The organism is Flavicella sp. (genome assembly GCF_037132785.1).
GTDB lineage: Bacteria > Bacteroidota > Bacteroidia > Flavobacteriales > Flavobacteriaceae > Flavicella.
On record NZ_JBAHZZ010000095.1, the window covers coordinates 1 to 6,091 of the forward strand.

4 protein-coding genes and 2 pseudogenes are annotated in these 6,091 nt (G+C 35.3%); 5 read left to right on the top strand and 1 reads right to left on the bottom strand.

The window, feature by feature from the left end; genetic code table 11:
- The 5 genes and pseudogenes from V5787_RS06380 to V5787_RS06400 all read left to right on the top strand — a co-directional run.
- Nucleotides 1-133: pseudogene (locus tag V5787_RS06380) on the top strand (IS1595 family transposase); the annotation flags it as partial.
- A gap of 26 nt (nucleotides 134-159) precedes the next feature.
- Nucleotides 160-2,526 carry a glycoside hydrolase N-terminal domain-containing protein gene (locus V5787_RS06385; RefSeq protein WP_336892430.1) on the top strand — a complete coding sequence of 789 codons (2,367 nt, stop codon included), beginning with the start codon at nucleotides 160-162 and terminating at the stop codon, nucleotides 2,524-2,526.
- A 30-nt stretch (nucleotides 2,527-2,556) separates the two neighbouring features.
- Entirely contained in the window at nucleotides 2,557-4,173 is a 1,617-nt protein-coding gene (locus tag V5787_RS06390) for an alpha-L-fucosidase (RefSeq protein WP_336892431.1), read from the top strand.
- A 177-nt stretch (nucleotides 4,174-4,350) separates the two neighbouring features.
- Nucleotides 4,351-5,007, top strand: a pseudogene (locus V5787_RS06395) (sulfatase-like hydrolase/transferase); the annotation flags it as partial.
- Nucleotides 5,008-5,167: 160 nt separating this feature from the next.
- Complete coding sequence (locus V5787_RS06400; protein ID WP_336892432.1) at nucleotides 5,168-5,884, top strand: hypothetical protein; 717 nt, start codon at nucleotides 5,168-5,170, stop codon at nucleotides 5,882-5,884.
- On the opposite strand, the gene V5787_RS06405 is transcribed toward V5787_RS06400, so the two are convergent.
- On the bottom strand, nucleotides 5,804-6,091 hold a 288-nt coding region (locus V5787_RS06405; protein ID WP_336892433.1), incomplete at its 5' end, for an IS30 family transposase. The two genes, V5787_RS06400 and V5787_RS06405, sit on opposite strands and share 81 nt — an antisense overlap.

Consider the following 6,091-nt stretch of genomic DNA (forward strand, 5'->3'; position numbering starts at 1 on the left):
TTACTTTGATGAATTTTGTTTTAGAATTAATAGGTCACAATACAAAGAATCCATTTTTCATAAAACAATTCTTAGAATGGTACTACAAAAACCTAAATATCAAAAAAATATAAAACAGACACTAGGCGTGTAACTCAGAAAATTAAAATGAGAATGAGAATGAGAAAATTTGAAAAAATAATAATTGGAGGAATTCTAATATTAACGAGTATAGTTTGTAGCGAAACGAAAGCACAAGATTCGGTAGATCCTGGAGACTTAGTACTTTGGTATAAACAAGCAGCTACGGAATGGACTAAAGCATTGCCAATTGGCAACGGAAGACTTGGTGCTATGGTATATGGAGGAGTTCAGATGGAGCATCTTCAGCTAAATGAAGAAACTCTATGGAATGGAGGTCCTCATAATTATGATAACCCCAATGCTTATCAACATCTTTCTGAAGTAAGATATTTATTAGATAAAGGAGAATACATTAAAGCAGAAGATGTTTCTCAGAAAATGATGGGGAATCCGGTTAAGCAAATGTCTTATCAACCTTTTGGTGATTTGTTTTTAATGTTTCCACAGGGTGAAAAGTTTCATAATTACCGACATGAATTGAATTTACAGACAGCTGTAAATAGGGTTACTTATAATTTAGGTTTAACTAAGTTTACGAGAACAATATTTGCTTCGGAACCAGATCAATCTATTGTTATTCGTGTAGAGAGCAATGCTAAAAATCAAGTTACTTTTGATTTGTTATTAACAAGTCCACATAAGAGTATAACTCAGGTCAATGATAATCATCAGTTGTTAATGACTGGGCAATTGGGAGCAAGAAAAGAACGAGGTTTGATTGGCCCTTGGAAAGGTGAAGGAACTAAGTTTGCTGCCAAAGTAAAAGTTATTGCAGTAGGAGGAGAGGTGATTTATCATAGCGATAAAATATCAGTTAAAGACGCTGATGCAGTAACTTTAGTATATGTAGCAGCTACGGGTTTTGAAAGTTCGACTGATGTAAGTGGTGACCCAGTAATGAAAGTGAATACTTATATGAATGCTGTTAATGAAAAATCTTTTGAAGAGCTTTATAATAGACATATTAGAGATTACACAAAAATATTTAATCGAGTTGCTATTGATCTAGGAGGAAAAAAGGACAAACGTAATATTCCTACAGATGAAAGGCTTAAGCAAGTCTCCGAAGGAGCTTCTGACCCTTTATTAGAGGAGCAAGTTTTTCAATACGGACGTTATTTAATGATCGCTGGGTCTAGACCTGGAACGCAGCCTTTAAATTTACAAGGTATTTGGAATGGGACAGTAAATCCACCATGGGCAAGTAAATACACCATAAACATCAATATTCAAATGAATTATTGGGTAGCAGAAGTTTGTAATTTAAGTGAGTTTCACGAACCTCTTTTACGTATGGTTGACGAACTTCAAAAGCCTGGGACAAATACGGCAAAAATACATTATAAAGCAAACGGATGGGTTGCACATCATAATACTGATTTATGGAGGGGGACAGCCCCAGTAGATGGTGCTCAATGGGGAATGTGGCCAACGGGTGGAGCTTGGCTTTGTCAACATCTTTGGGAACATTATTTATATACAGGTGATGTTGAGTTTCTTAAAAAAGCGTATCCAATTATGAAAGGAGCAACAGAATACTTTTTTGATGTTTTGATTGAAAATGAAGAGGGTTATTTAATTACATCACCATCTATTTCACCAGAACACAGTCACGGAGGTACTACAAAAGATGGTTTGAGTATAGGACGAGACGGAACTTCGCTTTGTGCAGGGCCAACCATGGATTTACAAATTTTAAATGATTTGTTTTCTAATGTAATTTCTGCTTCAAAGTTATTAGGTATTGATAGAAGTTTTAGATCACAGGTGGCAAAAACAAAATTTAGACTGGCTCCAATGAAGATCGGTCGTCATGGTCAGCTTCAAGAATGGCAAGAGGACTGGGATAATCCAGAAGATCCACACAGTCATGTTTCTCACCTATATGGGTTGTTTCCAAGTAGTCAAATCAATCCAAAAGATACTCCTAAGTTGTTTGATGCTGCACGTACTTCATTAACTCAACGTGGATTCGCTGATGGATGGCCTGGAGCATGGAGAATCTGTTTATGGGCTCGTACAGGAGAAGGAAATAATGCTTATAAAGCATTGAATAATTTTGTAATTCCAGGATTGTCTGAAAGTTTATTGAATAATGGTAGATATTTTCAGATTGATGCCAATTTTGGTGCAACAGCAGGAATTGCCGAAATGTTGTTACAAAGTCATAACGGAGAAATCAATCTATTACCTGCGCTACCTGATGCGTGGCCTGACGGATCCATTAAAGGTTTGCGTGCTCGTGGTGGACTAGAATTGGATATAGAGTGGAAGAATGGAAAATTGATTGAAGCTACTATCAAAGCAAGTCAAAAAGTGAAATTTGAATTTGCTGTACAAGGAGTGTCTAAGGGTAAAATCTCTTTGAAAAAAGGGCAAATAAAAGTTTTTTCAGAGATGTAATAAAATTGTTAAACACCAAAATATTTAATTATGCAACATAAAAAACATATACTGTTTCTACTGTTTATAATGACTTTAGGGTTGGTTTCTTGTTCTCAAGACAAAGAAGATCTTTCCTGGGAAGAATTAAGCAATCAATATGAGGTGCCTACATGGTTTACAGAAGCCCGATTTGGAATTTGGGTGCATTGGGGGGCTCAAACAGTACCAGAATATGGTGGAGGTTGGTATGCTAGGCATATGTATATGCAAGATGTTGGCAAAGAAATATTTGGAAAAAATGCGAACCCTTATCATCTGAAAACATTTGGACATCCTTCTGAGAAGGGGTTTAAAGATGTGATTCATGAATGGAAGGCTGAGAATTTGGATACAGATAGTCTTTTGAAATATTTTACCGAAGATTTGGGAGCTAGATATTTTATGGCATTGGCACATCACCATGATAATTTCGATAATTGGAATTCTACCTATCAGGATTGGAATTCTGTAAAAGTAGGACCTAAACGTGATATTATTGGCGAGTTTAGTAAGTCTGCCAAGAAATATGGAGTGCCTTTTGGAGTTACTACGCATGATGAACGATTTTTCGACTGGTTATTGCCTGCGTTTGGTGCAGATACTTCAGGAGAATATAAAGGAGTTCCTTATGACGGAAATTTGACTATAAAGGATGGCTTAGGTACCTGGTGGGAAGAATTTGATCCCGTCGATTTATATGGTTTACCTCCTGAAAAAAGAACACAAGAATGGGCTGAAGCATGGAAACAAAATTGGTTGTTGCGAATGAAAGATCTGCTTACCAAATATGATGTAGATTATTTATGGTTCGACGGGCATGGCTTTCCTTATGGAGATTACGGTAAAGAAGCCTTTCGTACATTTTATAATCATAGCCTAAATAAGTATGGAAAAATAAACGCGGTTATTGCAGGTAAAATTCCAGGAGGAGACCCAGGTATTCTTCATGATATTGAGCAAGGTGTGGAATCTACTATCTCGTCCAATCCATGGCAGAGTATTTGTACCTATACACATTGGTTTTATAAGAAAGATGACTCATCCAGGCATGATGCGAGAAGTACTATTGAATTATTGATAGATGTAGTGAGTAAAAACGGAAACTTCGTGCTTAATGTAGAACTTCTTCCAGATGGTACTATCCCGTCTGATCATAAAACTATAATGGATGAATTTGGAGCTTGGTTAAAACTGAATTCTGAAGCGATTTATGCAACTTCACCATGGGAAGTACATGGCGACAATCTTTTTTCTGCTTTAGTAAATTCTAATACGACTAACGCAAATATGGCTAATACTGACCTTAAAGCTCTTAAGAAAAATGAAAGAAAGCAGTTTAACAATAGAACAAAAGATAGTCCTTCTTATGGGAGTGATGAAGTCCGGTTTACCACAAAGGACAATGTATTATATATTTTTGTTCTGAATCCTTCTAAAGGAGAAATAGAACTTCCATCACTTGGGTTAAAGTCAAAATATAAACCGAAGAAAATTCTATATCTAAAACTGATTGGAAGTGATTATACAATTAACTTTGAGCAGAGTAGTGATAAATTGATGATAAATATACCAGCTAAAAGACCGAATAAATATGCAGCAGTATTCGAAGTGAAAACAACATTTTAAATATAGAAACATAGATATGAAAACAGTAAAATTAATTTTTTTAATGTGTTCAATAGGATTGAATCCTTTAAATGTTTTTTCCCAATCAACAGATACTCCAAATGTTATATTTGTTATGCCTGATGATATTAGTCACAGCGATTTTTCATACTATAAAAAAATGGACCACAAACACCAAATATTGATAATTTTGCAGAAAAATCAGTTCGACTAACTGATTTTCATGTTTCCCCAAGTTGTTCCCCAACTCGTGCGGCACTTTTAACAGGAAGACCAAGTGATGTAGTGGGAGTATGGCACACTATTAACGGTAGGAATATGATGCGTGCTGATGAAATCACTATGGCAGATATTTTTAAAGCCAATGGATATGCTACGGGTTTGTTTTTTAAATGGCATTTGGGAGATAATTATCCTTTTCGACCTAAAGATCGCGGTTTTGAATATGTTGCTTGGATTAAAGGAGGTGGTACTGGCCAGCTGCCAGATTATTGGGGAAATAACAATAACAGTGCTAGTATGTGGGTGAATGACAAATTAGTTAAAATGACCGATGAGGATGATGGAATTGAGGGAGCCTTCATAACAAATTTCTTTATGAATCGCGCTATGGATTTTATGGAGGATAATATTGAAAATAAAAAACCGTTTTTTGCTTATATCCCATTCGGAACTGCACATGCACCTCATGTATTGCCTCCTGATGCTCGCAAGGGCGTAAGTGCTAAAACGGGAACAATTGAAAATATTGATAAGAATTTTGGGCGACTGATCAAATTTCTTGACGATAAAGGAATCGCAGAGAATACGATTCTAATCTTTACAACCGAATAATGGTGCTGGTGGTCGTCTAAGAGGAGGAAAAGGGTCTAATTATGATGGAGGCACCAGAGTTCTATGTTTTGTCAGATGGGAAAACGGAAATTTTGGAGGAGAAGGCCAAGGAAGAGATGTGTTACCTTTAACAGCCCATATAGATTGGTTACCTACATTTATGGATATTTTAGATTTAAAAGATATTGAAAATAGACCTGAAAAACTGAAAATTCGTGGTCGTAGCTTTAAGCTTTTTTTAGATAATGATACGTCAAATGACCCTGTAGATTATAAAAACAGGGCAGTTACGATTAATGATATGTGGACTGAATTTACTGAAAAGTATAAAAAACTATCAGTTAAAAAAGATATTTGGGATAATGATATTATAATTCACAAATGGCGCTTGGTTCGTACCAATCGTGATTCTGATTGGGAACTTTATGATGTACTCGTTGATGATATACAAGAGAATGACATAATTTCAGATTCGGCAAATGATGGTATTGTTTCTGAGTTAAAAGAGGAGTATGAAGAATGGTGGAAACTTGTAGATGAGCGTTCTGATGAATACACAAGAATTATTATAGGGAATAAAGAAGAACCAGAAACGGATTTTCTTGCCCACGATTTTTATGGAACTGTAATTTGGAGTCAAGAAGATGTTAAAAAAGGAGCTAAAGGAAGTGGTTTTATTGCAGTAGAATTTGATAAACCTGGAAAATATAAGTTTGATCTTCGTCGGTGCCCAAAAGAGATTGAAACTTGGCTTCAAGGTTGTAACGCAACAAAACATTTTAGTTTTATGATGTTACTAAGCTACAATTTTAAGTTCAATATCCATCATTTCTTTTGGTGTTTTATATCCTATGATTTTCCTTGGTCTATTATTTAGTTTTTCTTGAATAATTTGGAGTTGTTTTAGGTCAATTTCGTTAAAATTAGTTCCATTTGTGTTTTCATTGGTTCCTCTTTCCCAAGAAGAATAGGGATGAGCAAAGTATATTTTCATACCTGTATTTTCCGTAATTTTTTCGTGTCTAGCCATTTCAATACCGTTATCGTAAGTCATCGTTTTTTTATAAATAGGATTCAATTTATT